A 16,061-nucleotide genomic window follows, 5' to 3' on the forward strand; every position below is an offset into this window, starting at 1 on the left:
CTCCCCCTCTCTCTGTCCCTGATGTTGAAAGCCCCTATGACTTCTGCTTCCCTCCCGGCCCTGACCGTGGATTGCTTTGCCAACCCTGCCGCCAACCGCATGACGCCGTATGGTGCGCGTCGCACCGACATCCTGGGGGCCGATGCGCTGGCCCTGGCGCAGCGCGAGCTGTCGCAATGGCAAGGCTATGCCCCCACGCCCCTGCACAGCCTGCCTGCGCTGGCCCGCGCACTGGGCGTGGCCAGCGTGCACTACAAGGATGAAGGCGGCCGCTTTGGCCTGGGCAGTTTCAAGGCGCTGGGCGGCGCCTATGCGGTGGCCCGTCTGCTGTGCCGCGAGCTGGGGCGCAAGCTCGGCCGTGCGCTTGGCACCCAGGATCTGCTGCGCCCGGAAATGCGTGCGCTGTGCCAGAACATCACCGTGACCTGTGCCACCGATGGCAACCATGGCCGTTCCGTGGCCTGGGGCGCGCAGCGCTTCGGCTGCCAGTGTGTGATCTACATCCACGCCACGGTGAGCGAAGGCCGCAAGGAGGCCATTGCACAGTACGGTGCGCAGGTGGTGCGCACCAGCGGCAATTACGACGATGCCGTGCGCCAGGCCGATGCCGATGCGCAGATGCACGGCCGGTTCGTGATCTCCGACACCTCCTACCCCGGCTATATGGATGTGCCGCGCGATGTGATGCAGGGCTACCAGCTGATGGTGGAAGAGGCCGCTGCGCAATTGCAGGAGCGCCCCACGCACATCTTTGTGCAGGCGGGGGTGGGCGGTCTGGCGGCAGCAGTCTGCGGCTATTTCTGGGAACGCGATGGGGGCGACCGCCCTTTTTATGTGGTGGTGGAGCCCGACAAGGCCGACTGCCTGGCGCAAAGCGCCAAGGCGGGCGCACTGACTGCGGTGACGGGCGATATCGACACGCTGATGGCGGGCTTGGCCTGCGGCGAGGTTTCGCACCTGGCCTGGGAAATCCTGGAAAAGGGCACGGATGCGTTCTGCGTGATTTCCGACAGCGCGGCGGTGCAGGCCATGCGCCTGCTGGCCCATCCGCTGGAGGCCGATCCGGTGATCGTCGCCGGCGAGTCGGCCGTTGCCGGTGTGGCGGCGGCCCTGGCGGCCAGCCAGAGCGACACCGCACGCGCCCTGCTGGGCCTGAACGCAGGCAGCCGCATCCTGTTCTTCGGCAGCGAGGCGGCGACCGATCCGGTGCTGTATGCCGAGCTGGTGGGCGAAACTGCGCAAGCCGTGGCTGAGCGTGCCGACAAGGTGGTCGTATGAGTGCGATGGACACCCTGCGCATCAATGGCGCGCGGCTGCTGCAGCGGCTGAAGGCGCTGGGCCAGTTCGGTGCGCTAGAGGGCGGCGGGACCAACCGCCTGGCCCTGGGGGACGCCGACCGGGCCGGCCGTGACTGGACCGTGGCACAGATGCAGGCACTGGGCATGCGGGTGCAGGTCGATGCCATCGGCAATGTGGTCGCAACCTATGCCGGCACCGAAGACCTGCCGCCGGTGATGACTGGCAGCCATATCGACACCGTGCGCACCGGCGGCCTGTATGACGGCAACTATGGCGTGATGGCGGGGCTGGAGGTGGTGGCCACCTTATGTGACGCAGGGCTGCGCACGCGCAGGCCCCTGCAGGTGGCGTTTTTCACCAACGAGGAAGGCGCACGCTTTCAGCCCGACATGATGGGCAGTCTGGTGATGGTGGGCGGCATGCCGCTGGAGGAGGCGCTGGCAGTCCGGGCCGTGGACAACGGCGCCACCGTGGGCGCCGAGCTGCAGCGCATCGGCTATGCCGGTGGGGCGCCTGTGGGAGCGCCGCAGGTGGACAGCTTTGTGGAGCTGCACATCGAGCAAGGCCCCGTGCTGGAGCAGCAAGGGGTGGAGATCGGCGTGGTCGAAGGCGTGCAAGGCATCTGCTGGATGGAGTTCACCTTTGACGGCACCAGCAACCATGCCGGCACCACGCCCATGGCCTTGCGCCATGACGCAGGCATGTGCGCCATGCGCACCGCCGCCTGCGTGGCCGAACTGGTGGCGCGCTACGGCGGACGGCAGCTGGGCACCGTGGGGGCCCTGCAGCTCAAACCCAATCTGATCAATGTGATTGCAGCGCAGGCAGTGATGACGGTCGATCTGCGCAACACCGATGGCGCGAAGCTGCTGCAGGCCCAGGCCGAGGTGCTGGCCTTTGCACGGCAGATCGCGGCCGAGAACGGGGTGCGCTTTGCACACCGGCAGCTGGCGGACTTTGCCCCCGTGGCCTTCGATGCCGCGCTGGTGCGCAGCGTGGAGCAGCACGCCGGCGCACTGGGTCTGAGCACCTTGCGCATGCCCAGCGGTGCGGGCCATGACGCGCAGATGCTGGCCCGCGTCTGCCCCACGGCCATGGTGTTTGTGCCTTCGGCCGCAGGCCTGTCGCACAACGTGCGCGAGCACACTGATGCCGTGCAGCTGGAGCAGGGCGCGAATGTGCTGCTGCAGGTGCTGCTGGAGCGCGCGAACCGCATGTGAATGCAACGGACCGCCTGGGCGCCGTGCAGCGGCCCGGGCCGTGTCCACCCCATAGAAAGCGAATGTGAAATGACCCGTATCGTCAACGTTGCCCTGGGCCAGCTGGGCCCGGTGCAGAAAGCCGACTCCCGCGCCAGCGTGGTGCAGCGCCTGTGCGCCATGATGCACGAGGCCAAAAGCCTGGGGGCCGATGTGATCGTCTACCCCGAGCTGGCGCTGACCACCTTCTTCCCGCGCTGGTACATCGAGGACCAGGCCGAGCTGCACCGCTACTACGAGCGCAGCATGCCCAATGCCGAGGTGCTGCCGCTGTTCGAGCTGTCCAAGGCGCTGGGCATCGGCTTTTACCTGGGCTACGCCGAGCTGGCCGAGGAAGCCGGCCGGCTGATGCAGTACAACACAGCCATTCTGGTGGACAAGACCGGCAGCATTGTCGGCAAGTACCGCAAGATCCATGTGCCGGGTCACTTCGAGCACGAACCCTGGCGCCAGTTCCAACATTTGGAAAAACGCTATTTCACGCCGGGCAAGTCCTTCGATGTGTACCAGGCCTTTGGCGGCACCATGGGCATGGCGCTGTGCAACGACCGCCGCTGGGCCGAGAGCTACCGTGTGATGGCGCTGCAGGGCGCGGAGATGATCTTCATCGGCTACAACACGCCCGTGCACAACGCGCCGGCGCCGCAGCATGATGACCTCTCGCTGTTCCACAACCAGCTGGCGGTGCAGGCCGGGGCCTACCAGAACGGTTGCTGGGTGGCCAGCGTGGCCAAGGGCGGCGTGGAGGAGGGCGTGGACAGCATTGCCGGCAGCCTGCTGGTGGCGCCCAGCGGCGAGGTGGTGGCGCGCTGCACGACCAAGGACGACGAAGTGGTGCTGGGCCGCGCCGACCTGGATTTCTGCGCCGTGTACAAGCGCACCACGTTCGACTTCGATCTGCACCGCCATCCGGAATGCTATGGCCTGGTCACAGCCCGCAAGGGCGAGAAGCTGGCGGCGGATGGCTCGCCCTGGACCACGGCCTGAACCCACGGCCCTGGCATGGCGCTAGCGCAGCGCCAGGGCGGCCAGACCCGCTGCCGCTGCCTGCAGGGCCAGCGCCAGGCCCCAGTGCATGCGGCTTTGCATGGCGGCGCCCAGTGTCCACTGCCCGGCCAGCAGCACGCCAAAGCCCCAGAGGTTGCGTGACAGCGGGGCCTGGTCGGCCTGCCAGAGAAAAGCGACGGCGCCCCCCACCAGGGCCGCAAAGTCCAGCATCGCAAACAGGCGCAGCGCGCGGCCCATGGGCGGGGCGAACCGCTGGCGGTGTGCCGCCAGGTCGAACGCCGGCTTCGGGAAACGCAGCGCCACATCGGCCGGCTGCCAGCCGGGGGGCATCAGCCAGACCCTAGCCTTGTCGCTCCAGCGGCGTGCCTGCCAGCTGTCGTGCACCAGCTGGCGGTAGACGGCGGCATTGGCCCACAGCGGGTCCCAGCTGTTGAGCAGGCCGCGGGTGCCGTAGACGCAGGGGTCGTGTGGGTCTTCTTCCTTGAATGTGCCGAACAGCCGGTCCCACACGATCAGGATGCCGCCGTAGTTCTTGTCCACATAGGCGTCGTTGACGGCGTGGTGCACGCGGTGGTTGCTGGGGGAGCAGAACCAGCGGTCAAACCAGCCCAGGCGGCGCACCTGTTCGGTGTGGATCCAGAACTGGTAGAGCAGATCGATCAGGCCGACCACGGCAAAGACCAGCGGCGGCACGCCCAGCAGCGCCATCGGCAGGTAGAAGACCCAGGCCAGCAGCGCGCCGGAGCTGGTCTGGCGCAGCGCGGTGGACAGGTTGTAGTCCTGGCTCTGGTGGTGCACCACATGGGCCGCCCACAGCACGGCAACTTCGTGCCCCATGCGGTGCAGCCAGTAATAGCAGAAGTCGTAGAGCAGCAGGGCCAGCAGCCAGCCGGGCAGGCTGAACCAGAAGGCGTCATGGCGCCACAGGGCCGCGTGGTGGGCCACGGCGGTGTAGATGCCCAGCGTCAGCAGCTTGGTGAAGACCGCGCTGGTCTGGCTCAGCACGCCCAGGTTCAGCGAGGTGATGGCATCGGCCAGTGCGTAGGTGTTGCGTCCGCGCCGGCGGCCGATGGCCCATTCCACGGCCATCAATGCGAGGAACACCGGGAGGGCCAGAACAATGATTTGGCTGGGTGAGAGCATGGCGCCCGATTCTGGGCGCGGATGGCAGGCACCGGCTTGGCGGGAACCCTAGTTGCGCGCGCAGGCGGGGTGCTGCACCGGTGCCCATGGGGTGGCAACAAAAAACCGCCTGGCGGAAGCGCTCAGGCGGTTGTCTGGGGCGGCGTGGCCGGCGCTCAGGCGGTGGGCAGGAAGCCTTCCACCGACAGATAGCGCTCGCCGGTGTCGTAGGCAAAGCCCAGCACCTTGGCGCCTGCGGGCAGCTCAGGCAGCTTCTGTGCGATCGCGGCCAGCGTGGCGCCCGAGGAGATACCGACCAGCAGACCTTCTTCGCGCGCCACGCGGCGGGCGTATTCACGGGCGGGTTCGGCATCCACCTGGATCACGCCGTCCAGCAGGCTGGTGTCCAGGTTCTTGGGCACAAAGCCGGCGCCAATGCCCTGGATGGGGTGGGGCGCAGGCTGGCCGCCGGAGATCACGGGCGAAGCCGCAGGCTCTACAGCAAACACCTTCAGATTGGGGAACTTGGCCTTGAGCACCCGGGCCACGCCGGTCAGGTGACCCCCCGTGCCCACGCCGGTGATCAGTACATCAATGCCTTCGGGGAAGTCCTTCAGCACTTCCTGGGCCGTGGTGGCTTCGTGCACCGCCACGTTGGCGGGGTTTTCGAACTGCTGGGGAATCCAGGCACCGGGCGTCTGTGCGGCCAGTTCCTGCGCGCGGGCGATGGCGCCCTTCATGCCCTTTTCCTTGGGTGTCAGGTCGAACGTGGCGCCATAGGCCAGCATCAGGCGGCGGCGTTCGATGGACATGCTCTCGGGCATCACCAGGACCAGCTTGTAGCCCTTGACGGCGGCCACCAGGGCCAGGCCCACGCCGGTGTTGCCGCTGGTCGGCTCGATGATCACGCCGCCGGGCTTCAGCGCGCCGGACTTCTCCGCATCCTCCACCATGGACAGCGCAATGCGGTCCTTGATGGAGCCACCCGGGTTGCCACGCTCGGACTTGATCCAGACATTGGCGCCTGCACCGTAGAGGCGGTTGATGCGGATGGCAGGCGTGTTGCCGATGGTTTGCAGAACGTTGTCGAATTTCATGGTCTCTCCAGCAGGTGGGTGGAATTCGGGAACGGCCATTGTGGCGCACTTGTTCCGCCTGGACGGAATATGAATATGCCCTGCAGAAGGGGTCGGTGGCAGCCTGTGGTGCTCCCCTGGCTACGGGCTTGTCCGGGCTGCCAAAGCCGTGTGCCGCGCAGAAACTGCAGCTTGCGCTTGATGCACATCAAGCGCCGGGTGATCGGTGGCCCGCAAACGCCTGCGGCGCGAAACAATGGCCAGGTGTTTTATGCAAAGGAGGTTCCCCTTGTTGCTCACGTTCAATAACACCATGCTGCTGCTGGGCGCGTGCTGCGTGCTGTTGATGGTCGGCTTTTCCTACCGTGACCGACGTTGGGGCCCCTGGACCATGCTGGTGGCCGTGATCTGCCTGCTGCTGTTGATGGGCTACAGCATCCTGAACCTGCTGTAGCGCAGGGTTGTGTCCAGACCTGCCGGCAGACGGGCGCCAGACGGGCGATAATGGCGCCGTGAAGTTCGCTGGACCGCCGCTGGTGCTAGTGCCGAAAGGCCGCACTGGAGGAACGTCCGGACTGCATAGGGCGGCGTAGCAGCTAACGGCTGTCCACCGTGAGGTGAGGATCAGAGCAACAGAGACGAGTCTGGCAGGAGTGCCGCAAGGCAGACCATCCAGGGTGAAACGGGCAATCTCTACGCGCAGCAATACCAAGTAGGCACACGTTGACGGGGCCCCCGGAGTGTGCGGGTAGGTAGCATCGAGCTGGTGGGGCGACCCCCAGCCCAGAGTAATGGCGGTCACGCAGCGGGCAACCGTTGTGCACAGAATCCGGCTTACAGGCGAACTTCACACTTTTAGATTCCACACAAAAACCGCGCTTCCAGCCACTGGGAGCGCGGTTTTTGTTTCCGTGGATGACGTGGGCGGCGCGCAAGCTGAAAAGAATTTTTCAACTTTCCGGATCAATACGAACACCAGTCATCCTGGCTTCCAGGTGTTTCTCATTGGAGAGAAGGCTGTGCGCGCATCCGCAGCTATGCATTTGCACGTGCAGGCGGTGGCGGCGCTGAAAAGAATTTGCCAGATGGCGGGCCGCGGCGCAGGGGCGCGCCGGTGGGCGATTCACCGCACTGCGCCATGGCCGGGCGGCGGGTGCGGCCGCCGCCGCAGGCTGGCGGCACGCCGGTGGTGCGGGCGGGGGCCTCGCCCGGCGGGACGCCGCGCCGCAACGGGGGGTTAGAACCGCTCCCAGGGCATGGCGTAGCGCCACTGTCCCTCGGGCAGCTTGGCCACCGAGATGCGGCCGATGCGCTGGCGCTTCATGCCGATCACTTCCAGGCCCACGCATTCGCACATCTCGGCAATCTCTTCGGGAAAGATGCCTTTGAGCGCAAAGCGCAGATGGGTTTCGTTCTGCCAGCTGACCTTGATGCGGGGCAGGCGCTTGCCGTCGATGGAGGTGCCGTCGCACAGGCGCTCCAGGCCGCCTTCATCGATGGTGCCGCGCACTTCGACAATGCATTCCTGCTCCAGGTACAGCGCTTCTTCCTGCAGCTTGCGCGCCACGCGGTGGTCCTGTGTGAACACCATCAGGCCGCTGGCGGGCACCGGAATGGGCAGCAGGCATTCCAGGTTCTTGAAATGCTTTTGTAGCACCAGGATGGGCGCTGGCGTGTCCACATCGGCCAGGTTCTCGGGCACCAGCAGATCGTAGGCATTGCCCACCTTGCCACGGGTGTGGCCGCGTGCGCCCTGGGGGTTGCGCACGGTGTAGCCGGCGGGCTTGTGCAGCAGCAAGGTGACGGGGGGCGCGCCTTCGGGTTTGGCGCCTTCCTTGACGCTGACGGCTTGCTGCGGCCGCACGCGGGTGGCAGGGGTCTGGACGGTGATGCCGTCCACCTGCACGGCGCCGCTTTCAATGTAAAGCTCGGCTTCGGCGCGCGAGCAGCCCAGCTGGGCGGCCAGGCGTTTGGACAGGCGGACGCCTTCGTCCTGTGCTTCGGGGTGTTCAGTCGGTGACATAAGCGCGCAGTCTACGAGGCCCGCGATGGCCTGTGGGCCTCGCGGTATCTGCGACGGCCAAAAAGCGGGGTTGTCGTGTGCGGATCCGGTGAGGTGCCAGCGTCAGGCAGCCGGTGCCAGCCCCAGCGCCTGGATGCGCTCCACATGGGCCAGCAGGCTGCGTTCTGCGAGCTTCCACAGCGGCTGGGGGGTGTCGGCGTAGGCGTGCTGCACCCAGTCCTGTATGCTGCCGCCGGGCAGGGCCTGCATGGCGGCCAGCACCTTGGCCTCGCGTGCCAGGCGGTGGTTTCTCAGGCGGGCGATCACCGCGCGCGCGGCGCCCAACACATAGCCGTGGGCGGGCAGGATGAAGTCGATCTCTTCCTGCGCACAGATGGCATCCAGCGTGTCCAGCGAGCGCAGGTAGGCGTCCATATTGCCGTCCGGCGGGTTCACGATGGGCGTGCTGCCGTTCAGGATGTGGTCGCCGCTGAACAGCAGCTCGTCCTCTTCCAGCACCAGGCAGACATGGTTGGCGGCGTGGCCGGGCGTGAACACGGCGCGCAGGGTGTGGGTGACGGGGAGGTCCTGGCCTGCCGGCGGCGGGGCAGACAGCACCAGACGCTCTCCATCCTGCAGTGCCAGATCCGGGGTGAACCGGGCAGATGCCGAGGCCGTGGGGGCGGACGGCAGGCCGTGGATCTGGGGGCGGGGGACGCCCCGGTCCTGGCACAGCTGCTGCAGCACAAAGGCCCCGGGGGCATGGTCGGCATGGGAATGGGTGCAGACGATGGCGCGGATATCGCCGCCCGCGGCGTCGTACAGGCGCTGGATGTGGGCGGCATCGGCCGGACCGGGGTCGATGGCGATGAAGCCCGTGGCCGCCTCCCCCACCAGATAGCTGTTGGTGCCGGGACCGGTCATCACGCTGGCGTTGGGGGCCGTCAGACGCAGCAGGTTCTTGCGCAGCGGTACGGGGTGTTCGCTCTGCCAGTCGAGCGGGTGCAGGCATTGGCCGTCGGGGCAGACCATGGCCAGCTCGCCGTAGGGGGCTTCGTCCTCGGTAAAACGCGCTTCCTTGCCGCTTTGCAGGCCGGTGCGGGGCGAATGCTTCCACAGCGGACCGTTGACCACGGCCGCCAGCACGCCTTCGGTGCTGCCCAGCTGGGCCAGCCGCGTCAGGGTGCGGATGGTGGGGAAGATCATGGGCATCTGCCGGGCCTGGAAGCGCTCCAGCGCCCGGGCCGGCTGCACCCAGACGGGCTCGAACTGCTCGCGGTTGTCGGGCTCCGGTGTCTGGCCGGACGGCATGCGGGCCACAAAAAAGGGCACGGCAAAGCGCTTGGGCAGGTTGCGGTCGGCGGTGAAGTGGCCGATCTGCCACAGCTGGGCCACGTCCAGCCGCAGGCCGCGCGCGCGCAACTGGGGCCACAGCGGGGCATGGCGGTCCAGCGCATCCACATCGGCCTGGGTGGCGGGGCTACCGTCGGCATGCACGGCCAGCAGCAGGCCCATTTCCTCGAAGGTTTCGCGCAATGCCGCGGTGGCGGCCGTGCGGCCGGTGGCGTCCAGCCCGTCGCGGCTGCGCACCACATCGTCGCCGGCCTGTGCGTCCTGGGCCTCGATGCCGCCGCCGGGGAAGACATACATGCCCGGCGCGAAGCTGGCGCGCTCGGAGCGGCGGGTCATCAGCACTTCACAGCCGCCGTCCGGCAGGTCGCGCAGCAGCAGCAGGGTGGACGCGTCCAGCGGCGTGACGGGGACGCGCTGGGGGTGGAGGAGCAGGTGGTCGCGGGGCATGGCCACATTATTGGGGCGGTGCGGCGTGCACGTCTGTCACCTGCAGCCATGCATATAAACACATGCCGGAATCTTATGAAAGGACGGCTACCATGGCTGTCATTGATCCAGATCAGACCCGATCCGCTTGCTGAGGCCATCACCCATGACCGTTTTTCACCGCCGCACCCTGCTGGGCGCCTTTGCCGCCGCTGCCCTGACCACTTCCGCCCCCGCCGTGCTGGCGCAGGGTGACTGGCCCAGCCACCAGCCGGTGACCATCATCATGACCTTCAACGCCGGCTCCGGCGTGGATGTGGTGGCGCGCCTGATCCAAGAGCCGCTGTCCAAGCTGATCGGCCAGACCGTGATCATCGACTACAAGCCCGGGGCGGCCGGCAACATCGCCAGCGAGTATGTGGCCCGCGCCAAGCCGGACGGTTACACCCTGGTGTTCGGTACGGCGGCCACCCACGGCACCAATGCCGCCCTCTACCCCAAGCTGCCGTTTGACGTGGAGAAGGACTTCGAGGCCGTGGCCCCGGTGGTCGATGTGTCGAATGTGCTGACCATCAACCCGGATGTGATCAAGGTGAATTCGCTGGCCGAGTTCGTCAAGGAAGTCAAAGCCAACCCCGGCAAGTACAACTTTGCCTCGACGGGCAATGGCACCGGCACGCACATGGCGTTTGCCGAGCTGAACTGGCGCCTGGGCCTGGACATGGTGCATGTGCCCTACAAGGGCGGTCCGGAAGCCATCACCTCGGTGCTGCGCGGCGAGACCTGCTGCATCATGAACCAGGTGCAGACCGTGCTGCCCCACTACAAGAGCGGCAAGCTCAAGCTGCTGGCCGCCACCACCGCCAAGCCGATTGCGGCCGTGCCTGAAGTGCCGCCCGTGGCCGCCAGCGGTCTGCCCGGCACCAAGGGTTTTGACAGCGCCATCTGGTTCGGCCTGTGGGCCCCCAAGGGCACGCCGGCGCCCATCGTCAACAAGCTGAACGCGGCCATCCAGCAGGTGCTGCACCAGCCCGAGATCAAGAAGCGCCTGGAAGACAGCGGCAACAGCCTGCGCTTCGAGACGCCCGAGCAGTTCCGCAAGACCGTGCACGAAAACCGCCTGAAGTCGGCCGAGATCGTGAAGGCGGCCAAGATCACCATCCAGTAAGCTGCGCCGCGGCCGCCCGCCCGGCACCAGGCGCGGGCGGCGCCGGCATGCACAAAGCGACAGGCAGGCCTGTCGCTTTTTTGTTGCCGTCTGCTGACGCCGGGGAGGGCGCGCAGGTGTCAAAGCGCCAGACGCCTATTTGCCCTTGCTGTAGCCCATGGCCACCACGATGGCGCAGACCAGATAGAAGGCCTGCAGCTCCAGCGCCCAGCCGCCCGTGGGGTGCAGCCCCAGGAACTGCCCGGTGTGCACCAGAAACAGCGCAAACAGCATGCTGATGGCCATCACGATGGCGGCGGGTACCACCCACAGGCCCACCAGCATCAGCAGCGGCGCCACCACTTCGCCCAGGTAGACGCCGTACGCCACCCAGCCAGGCAGGCCGGCCTTCATCACCAGCGATTCGATGCCGCCCACCCCCTTGGTGATCTTGGCCCAGCCGTGGAACAGCATCAGCACAGCCAGGGTGATACGCAGCAGCACCATGGCCGCCTGGGGGTGGTGGAAAACACGCAGCAGATTGTTCATGGGCACCTGTCGTCAAAAAAGCTGGGGGAATGGTAATGCAGCCCGGCGGCGCTGCGGGGCAACACGCTGGTGCTGTCGGCGCAAAGCGGCTACGGTGTACAGGCAGATGCCATCTGCCGTGTAGGCGGTTTGCGCAAAGCGTATGCAACGGCGCACAAACCGGCGCGGCACGCCTAGCATGGGCAGCACCGACACGGACCACAGCGCTTTCGTGTACGCGGAAGGGGCACGGTCATCGTCCTGTCACCCGCAGGGTTGCAGGATGGGCTCCAGCCCCTTTTTTCTTCGGACGTTTCTTACTGAGGAGGTACCACATGGTCGCAATTTCCCACCGTTCCACCTGGCTGGCTGCCGCAGCGGTTGCCGCTGCGCTGGGCATCGCAGGTTGCAGTTCCACCGGTCAGACCCAGGGCAAGGGCAGCGCGCCGCAGACCAAGGAACAGCTGGAATCCCAGTCCACCGCCGCACTGAACCGGCTGTATGAGGCCATGCCCGGCACCCGCGAGCTGGTGGCCAAGTCGCGCGGCGTGCTGGTGTGCCCGGCGGTGATCGGCGGCAGCTTTGTGATCGGTGCCGAGCACGGCAAGTGCGTGCTGCGTGCCAACGGCACCACGCGCGGCTACTACAGCACGACGGCAGCGTCGATCGGCTGGCAGGCGGGCGGGGCATCCAAGGCGGTCATCTACGTCTTCAGCTCGCAGGATGCCTACAACAAGTTCCTGAACAGCGATGGCTGGTCCGTGGGGGCCGATGCCAATGTGGCCGTGGGCAAGGCCGGTGCCAATGGCGGCATCGACACCACCACGGCCAACGCGCCGGTCAGCAGCTATGTGCTGAACAACACCGGTCTGGAAGCCGGCGTGTCCGTCAACGGCAGCAAGATCAGCAAGATCAGCATGTGACGGCGCAGCTGCGCCGCCATCGTGTGGTGCAACATGCAAAAAAGACCGGCCTGGGCCGGTCTTTTTTTGTTCCATCGGATGCGCCGCCGTTCAGGTGGGCGAGTCGGTGCTGGCGCCGGGCGCGGGCTGGTACCAGCGGGTGGCGATCAGCTCGGGTTCGTCGTGTTCCAGCAGCTTCTGCCAGTGCAGATCGGCGTCCTGCACGAACAGATCGCTCACCAGGGCCTGCGCCAGGCGGGTGGCGCCGATGCCCAGGCCGGGAATGTCGCTGCCCAGGGCCGCATGGCTCATGGTGGCGCCCCAGTTGAACAGGTGCAGGCGCGACAGGGCCTCGGCCTTGTCGCCGTCGGCGCTCTGGAGCGCGAAGTTGGCCGCCAGATAGGGGAAGCGGGCCGGTTCAGGCTGGGCGGCGGCCATGGCGGGGGACACATGGCGGCCCCAGGTGTCGATGTGCGGGGTGTAGCGGGCCAGCTCGGGGCGGTCCAGCAGGTCCACATCAAAGCCGGTGCCCAGGATGACGGCGTCAAAGCGCTGCACGCTGCCATCGGCCAGCGTCACGGCCACGCCGTCGGCCAGGGGCTGCACATCCTTCCAGCCGCAGCCCAGGCGCAGCGTGAAGCTGTCGTGGGCGTCGCAGCGGCGCACGGTTTCCCAGGGCGGAGGCACCTGTTCGTCGAAGATGTAGGTGTAAAAGCGCCATTTGCGCGCATCGTCCAGTGCCGAGTAACCGCGCAAAAAGCCGGGAAAGGAGGCAGCCTTGCTCTTGTTGATCTGCGGCAGCACGGCGCGGCGGGCGAACTGGCTGACGGCGGCGCCGGCTTCCAGCGCGCAGGCGGCATTGTCAAAAGCCGAGGCACCGGCGCCCAGCACGGCGATGTGCCGGCCGCGCAGGGCGTCGAAGTCGATGGCATCCATGGTGTGGAACACGCGGCCGACGGCCAGCGGGTCCTGCATGGACAGCGAGGGGAAATCCGGCCAGCGCGGGGCGCCGCTGCCATCGCGGCCCAGCGCCAGGATGATCTTGCGGGTGCGCACCGTCTCCACGCCCTGGGGGCCTTGCAGGCGGGCGGTCAGCACACCGTCGGCATCGCCGACTTCCAGCAGGCGCACGCCGTTTTCCACCTGTACCCCGGCGGTGTCGCGCACCCACAGCAGGTAGTCACGCCAGTCCACGCGGCCGATCTTGTGCAGCCCTGCCCATCCGGGGGTGGCGGCATCGAAAGGCGAGATGTCACCGGTGCCGTGCTGGGCTTCGTACCAGGCGCGGAAGGTGAGGCTGGGCACGCCCAGGTCGGGGCCGATCAGCTGCTTGGGGCTGCGTAGCGTCAGCATGCGGGCGTAGGTGGCCCAGGGGCCTTCGTCGCCCCGGGCGGCGGCATCGATCACGCGGATTTTGCGCACGCCTTCGCGCAACAGGGCAAAGCCCGCGGTCTGGCCGCACATGCCGGCGCCCACCACCAGCACGTCCAGGGTGGGGTCATCGGCTGCGGCCGTGCCCTGCACCCAGTTGGGGGCAGGGTAGTTCAGGCGCTCCAGGTCGCGGCGGGCCTCGGCGGCGAGGGCCTCGAGCGCGGGCTGGTTGCGGGGGCTGGACAGGGTTTGGAGGGGAACCGCAGGAAGTTCGGCGGAAGAGGAGGGGGAAAGGCTTTCGTTCGTCACAGGTAGGAAGATAATCCAAGGATGACCCAACTTGACTGTTTCTATAGCCTTTCTTCTCCCTGGGCCTATCTCGGAGGCCCCCAACTGCAGGACATCGTGCGCCGCCACGGCGTCAAGCTGGTGCTCAAGCCTTATGACTTCCAGCTGGTGGTGCCGCAGACCGGCGGCATTCCGCTCAAGACCCGTCCCGAGCCCCGCAAGACCTACCACGCGCTGGAGCTGGCACGCTGGAGCGACTACCTGGGCCTGCCGCTGAACCTGGTGCCAGCCCACTATCCCCAGGGTGTGGCCGACGACGTGAACTGGAACAAGACCCCGGGCTGGATGGTGATTGCCGCCCAGCTGCAGGGCCTGGATGCCTTCCCGTTGTCGCATGCGCTGCTGCGTGCCCTGTGGGCCGAAGAGCGCAAGACCTCCGACGCGGCGGTGCGCATTGCCGTGGCCAACGAAGCCGGCTATGACGGTGCTGCCCTGCATGCGCTGGAAACCTCGGCCGAGGTGCAGGCCCAGTACCAGGCCAACAGCGAGGAAGCCGTGGCCCTGGGCGTGTTTGGCGCCCCCACCTTCATCCTGAACGGCGAGCGTTTCTGGGGCCAGGACCGCCTGCCGTTCGTCGACCGCGCACTGGCCAAGCTGGCCGCTGCCAAGGCCTGACAGGGCCTGATCCACCCTCTGCCACACCATGCACATTCGCTTCACCAAGATGCAGGGCGCGGGCAACGACTTTGTCGTGCTCGACGAGACGCAAGGCCGCCTGGGCCTGACGGCGGCGCAGTACCGCTTTCTGGCGGACCGCCATTTCGGCGTGGGCGCCGACCAGATCCTGACGGTGCGCCCTTCGCCCGCCGACGGCGTGGATTTTGAATACGTGATCCACAACGCCGACGGCGGTGAGGTGGAGCAGTGCGGCAACGGCTCGCGCTGCTTTGCCCGCTTTGTGTATGACAAGGGCCTGACCGACAAGACCACCATCCGCGTGCAGACGCTCAGCGGGGTGATCGCCCCCCAGCTCACACCGGATGGCCGCGTCACCGTGGACATGGGCCTGCCGGTGCTGGATGCCCCGCGCGTGCCCTTCGACGCCAGCGGGCTGGCGGCGGCCACGCGCCACCGGGCCCAGGTCTGGCCGCTGGCGCTGGCGGCACCGGCGCCTGCCCAGGTCGAGGTCGTGGTGGTCTCCATGGGCAATCCGCACGCGGTGCAGCTGGTGGACGATGTCGACCAGTTCCCCGTGGCGGTGGTGGGCCCGCAGGTGGAGCGCCATGTGCGTTTTCCGCAACGCGTGAACGCGGGCTTTCTGCAGGTGCAAAACCGCGCGCAGACCAAGCTGCGCGTCTATGAACGTGGCTCGGGCGAGACCCTGGCCTGCGGCACCGGCGCCTGCGCGGCCGTGGTCGCCGGCATCCAGCAGGGTTTGCTGGATGCGCGTGTCGATGTACAAACCCGGGGGGGCTTGCTGACGATCGCCTGGGAGGGCGGCGCGCAAGACCATGTGTTCATGACCGGCCCGGCCACCACGGTGTTCGAAGGCCAGATCGAGATTCCTGACGCTTTATGACTTCCAACGTCTCCACCATGAATGACGACAGCATTGCCGACTACCTGCGGCAGCACCCCGAATTCTTTGAACGCCACGCCGAGCTGTTGTCGACCGTGCAGCTGAGCAGCGGCCACGGCGGACGTGCCGTCAGCCTGCAGGAACGCCAGGCCGAGATGCTGCGCGACAAGATCAAGGGCATGGAGCAGCGCATCATGGAAATGGTGCGCAACAGCAGCGACAACGCCAGCATTGCCCACAAGATCCACCGCTGGAGCTGTGCACTGGCCAAGGTCCAGGACCCACGCCAGCTGCCGCACACGGTCAGCGAAGGCATCCAGCGCGAATTCGAGGTGCCCCAGGTGGCGGTGCGCGTGTGGGATGTGGCCGGCCCCTACCAGGGCGGCATGTACACCATGGGCGTGAGCGACGATGCCAAGTCCTTCGCCACCTCGCTGACCATGCCGTTCTGCGGTCCCAACCTGGGCTTCGAGCCCACCAGCTGGCTGTCCAAGCCCAGCGAAGTGCAGTCGCTGGCGCTGCTGACGCTGCGCGAAGGCCCGAACGACAGTGCGGCCCCGGCCTTCGGCCTGCTGGTGCTGGGCTCGCCCGATCCGCTGCGTTTCGATGCCACCATGGGTACCGAGTTTCTGGCGCGCATTGCCGAACATGCCAGCGCGGCCCTGGGCCGCCTGCGCATCACCCCCGGCAACTGACGGGCA

The 16,061-nt window shown here is 67.1% G+C and carries 14 protein-coding genes, 1 other RNA gene and 1 pseudogene; 10 read left to right on the forward strand and 6 right to left on the reverse strand.

The genetic code is table 11. From position 1 onward, the window contains the following. Window positions 1-36 precede the first annotated feature (36 nt). The 3 genes from KW830_RS14060 (at window position 37) to KW830_RS14070 (ending at window position 3,545) form a co-directional block, all read left to right on the forward strand. On the forward strand, window positions 37-1,278 hold the full coding sequence (locus tag KW830_RS14060) for a diaminopropionate ammonia-lyase (RefSeq protein ID WP_066542016.1): 1,242 nt from the start codon (window positions 37-39) through the stop codon (window positions 1,276-1,278). Continuing rightward, window positions 1,275-2,519: a Zn-dependent hydrolase gene (locus KW830_RS14065; RefSeq protein ID WP_066542018.1), complete on the forward strand. Its 1,245-nt coding sequence runs from the start codon at window positions 1,275-1,277 to the stop codon at window positions 2,517-2,519. The genes KW830_RS14060 and KW830_RS14065 overlap by 4 nt, the downstream gene beginning before the upstream one ends. Before the next feature lie 69 nt (window positions 2,520-2,588). After that, the gene (locus tag KW830_RS14070) at window positions 2,589-3,545 is read left to right on the forward strand and encodes an N-carbamoyl-D-amino-acid hydrolase (RefSeq protein WP_218333517.1); all 957 of its coding nucleotides are present in this window, start codon (window positions 2,589-2,591) and stop codon (window positions 3,543-3,545) included. A 27-nt stretch (window positions 3,546-3,572) separates the two neighbouring features. Here the strand turns inward: KW830_RS14070 and KW830_RS14075 are convergent. Further along, window positions 3,573-4,709, reverse strand: a pseudogene (locus KW830_RS14075) (sterol desaturase family protein); the annotation flags it as partial. A 155-nt stretch (window positions 4,710-4,864) separates the two neighbouring features. Further along, window positions 4,865-5,785 carry a cysteine synthase A gene (gene cysK / locus KW830_RS14080; RefSeq protein ID WP_066542020.1) on the reverse strand — a complete coding sequence of 307 codons (921 nt, stop codon included), beginning with the start codon at window positions 5,783-5,785 and terminating at the stop codon, window positions 4,865-4,867. A gap of 268 nt (window positions 5,786-6,053) precedes the next feature. Between cysK and KW830_RS14085 the strand changes: the two genes are divergently transcribed. Both KW830_RS14085 and rnpB read left to right on the forward strand, forming a co-directional pair. After that, the gene (locus KW830_RS14085) at window positions 6,054-6,218 is read left to right on the forward strand and encodes a hypothetical protein (protein WP_255578401.1); all 165 of its coding nucleotides are present in this window, start codon (window positions 6,054-6,056) and stop codon (window positions 6,216-6,218) included. Between the two features lie 60 nt (window positions 6,219-6,278). Beyond that, window positions 6,279-6,617: RNase P RNA component class A (gene rnpB, locus KW830_RS14090), an RNA gene on the forward strand. Between the two features lie 384 nt (window positions 6,618-7,001). Here rnpB and KW830_RS14095 read toward each other — a convergent pair. After that, a complete protein-coding gene (locus tag KW830_RS14095; RefSeq protein ID WP_066537830.1) occupies window positions 7,002-7,787 on the reverse strand; it encodes an RNA pseudouridine synthase in 786 nt (261 codons plus the stop codon). A gap of 102 nt (window positions 7,788-7,889) precedes the next feature. Then, complete coding sequence (locus KW830_RS14100; protein ID WP_218333520.1) at window positions 7,890-9,566, reverse strand: MBL fold metallo-hydrolase; 1,677 nt, start codon at window positions 9,564-9,566, stop codon at window positions 7,890-7,892. Window positions 9,567-9,711: 145 nt separating this feature from the next. Here KW830_RS14100 and KW830_RS14105 point away from each other — a divergent pair, with 145 nt between their 5' ends. After that, window positions 9,712-10,713 carry a tripartite tricarboxylate transporter substrate binding protein gene (locus KW830_RS14105; RefSeq protein ID WP_066537826.1) on the forward strand — a complete coding sequence of 334 codons (1,002 nt, stop codon included), beginning with the start codon at window positions 9,712-9,714 and terminating at the stop codon, window positions 10,711-10,713. Window positions 10,714-10,848: 135 nt separating this feature from the next. On the opposite strand, the gene KW830_RS14110 is transcribed toward KW830_RS14105, so the two are convergent. Continuing rightward, window positions 10,849-11,241 (reverse strand): DoxX family protein, encoded by a 393-nt coding sequence (locus KW830_RS14110; RefSeq protein WP_218333521.1) that lies wholly within the window; start codon window positions 11,239-11,241, stop codon window positions 10,849-10,851. 314 nt (window positions 11,242-11,555) lie between these two features. Here KW830_RS14110 and KW830_RS14115 point away from each other — a divergent pair, with 314 nt between their 5' ends. Continuing rightward, on the forward strand, window positions 11,556-12,143 hold the full coding sequence (locus KW830_RS14115) for a YSC84-related protein (protein WP_066537824.1): 588 nt from the start codon (window positions 11,556-11,558) through the stop codon (window positions 12,141-12,143). 90 nt (window positions 12,144-12,233) lie between these two features. Here the strand turns inward: KW830_RS14115 and KW830_RS14120 are convergent, their stop codons facing one another. Next, complete coding sequence (locus KW830_RS14120; RefSeq protein ID WP_218333522.1) at window positions 12,234-13,802, reverse strand: NAD(P)/FAD-dependent oxidoreductase; 1,569 nt, start codon at window positions 13,800-13,802, stop codon at window positions 12,234-12,236. A gap of 21 nt (window positions 13,803-13,823) precedes the next feature. Here KW830_RS14120 and KW830_RS14125 point away from each other — a divergent pair, with 21 nt between their 5' ends. Genes KW830_RS14125 through KW830_RS14135 form a run of 3 tightly spaced genes read left to right on the forward strand, consistent with a single transcriptional unit; the run spans window position 13,824 to window position 16,055 of the window. Continuing rightward, the gene (locus KW830_RS14125) at window positions 13,824-14,456 is read left to right on the forward strand and encodes a 2-hydroxychromene-2-carboxylate isomerase (RefSeq protein WP_066537814.1); all 633 of its coding nucleotides are present in this window, start codon (window positions 13,824-13,826) and stop codon (window positions 14,454-14,456) included. 28 nt (window positions 14,457-14,484) lie between these two features. After that, window positions 14,485-15,360 carry a diaminopimelate epimerase gene (dapF, locus tag KW830_RS14130; RefSeq protein WP_066537812.1) on the forward strand — a complete coding sequence of 292 codons (876 nt, stop codon included), beginning with the start codon at window positions 14,485-14,487 and terminating at the stop codon, window positions 15,358-15,360. After that, a complete protein-coding gene (locus KW830_RS14135) occupies window positions 15,357-16,055 on the forward strand; it encodes a DUF484 family protein (protein ID WP_066537810.1) in 699 nt (232 codons plus the stop codon). The genes dapF and KW830_RS14135 overlap by 4 nt, the downstream gene beginning before the upstream one ends. The last annotated feature ends 6 nt before the right edge of the window (window positions 16,056-16,061 follow it).

Source organism: Comamonas sp. CMM03 (genome assembly GCF_019218715.1).
Lineage (GTDB): Bacteria > Pseudomonadota > Gammaproteobacteria > Burkholderiales > Burkholderiaceae_C > Comamonas > Comamonas terrigena.

Bases quoted from the DNA above. Each gene is read 5' to 3' on its own strand.
- KW830_RS14115 (WP_066537824.1), top strand. From the start codon at position 11,556: ATGGTCGCAATTTCCCACCGTTCCACCTGGCTGGCTGCCGCAGCGGTT.
- KW830_RS14095 (WP_066537830.1), bottom strand. From the start codon at position 7,787: ATGTCACCGACTGAACACCCCGAAGCACAGGACGAAGGCGTCCGCCTG.
- cysK (WP_066542020.1), bottom strand. From the start codon at position 5,785: ATGAAATTCGACAACGTTCTGCAAACCATCGGCAACACGCCTGCCATC.
- KW830_RS14125 (WP_066537814.1), top strand. From the start codon at position 13,824: ATGACCCAACTTGACTGTTTCTATAGCCTTTCTTCTCCCTGGGCCTAT.
- KW830_RS14135 (WP_066537810.1), top strand. From the start codon at position 15,357: ATGACTTCCAACGTCTCCACCATGAATGACGACAGCATTGCCGACTAC.
- KW830_RS14070 (WP_218333517.1), top strand. From the start codon at position 2,589: ATGACCCGTATCGTCAACGTTGCCCTGGGCCAGCTGGGCCCGGTGCAG.
- KW830_RS14100 (WP_218333520.1), bottom strand. From the start codon at position 9,566: ATGCCCCGCGACCACCTGCTCCTCCACCCCCAGCGCGTCCCCGTCACG.
- dapF (WP_066537812.1), top strand. From the start codon at position 14,485: ATGCACATTCGCTTCACCAAGATGCAGGGCGCGGGCAACGACTTTGTC.
- KW830_RS14065 (WP_066542018.1), top strand. From the start codon at position 1,275: ATGAGTGCGATGGACACCCTGCGCATCAATGGCGCGCGGCTGCTGCAG.
- KW830_RS14110 (WP_218333521.1), bottom strand. From the start codon at position 11,241: ATGAACAATCTGCTGCGTGTTTTCCACCACCCCCAGGCGGCCATGGTG.
- KW830_RS14060 (WP_066542016.1), top strand. From the start codon at position 37: ATGACTTCTGCTTCCCTCCCGGCCCTGACCGTGGATTGCTTTGCCAAC.
- KW830_RS14105 (WP_066537826.1), top strand. From the start codon at position 9,712: ATGACCGTTTTTCACCGCCGCACCCTGCTGGGCGCCTTTGCCGCCGCT.